The sequence below is a fragment of the Massilia hydrophila genome (genome assembly GCF_020208145.1).
Taxonomy (GTDB): Bacteria; Pseudomonadota; Gammaproteobacteria; order Burkholderiales; family Burkholderiaceae_D; genus Telluria; species Telluria hydrophila.
The window spans coordinates 1-382 of sequence record NZ_JAHYBX010000084.1; the positions used below are offsets into that span (position 1 = coordinate 1).

At 68.8% G+C, this 382-nt stretch carries 1 protein-coding gene; it reads left to right on the forward strand.

Translation table 11 applies throughout. From position 1 onward, the window contains the following. The coding region (locus LE190_RS21595; protein WP_267875358.1) for a Mur ligase family protein at positions 1-382 on the forward strand (382 nt) is incomplete at both ends.

Genomic DNA, 382 nt, shown 5'->3' on the forward strand with positions numbered 1-382 from the left:
TCTTGCGTTCGAGGCGTCATCGCACGGCCTCGACCAGTACCGCCTCGACGGCGTGCGCGTCTCGGCCGGCGGCTTCACCAACCTCTCGCGCGACCACATGGACTACCATCCGACCGTCGCGCATTACCTCGCGGCGAAGCTTCGTTTGTTCCGCGAACTGGTCCAGCCCGGAGGTGCAGCGGTGATCTCGGCCGATCATGATTGCTCGGCGGAGGCGATCGAGGCGGCGACGTCGCGCGGCCTGCGCGTGATGGCGGTCGGCCGCAACGGCGACGGGGCAGGCGAGGGCATCCGCCTCGGCGGCGCCACGGTCGAAGGTTTTTCGCAGGTGCTTGCGCTCGAACATCGCGGCAGGCGCTATGCGATCAGGCTGCCGCTGGTC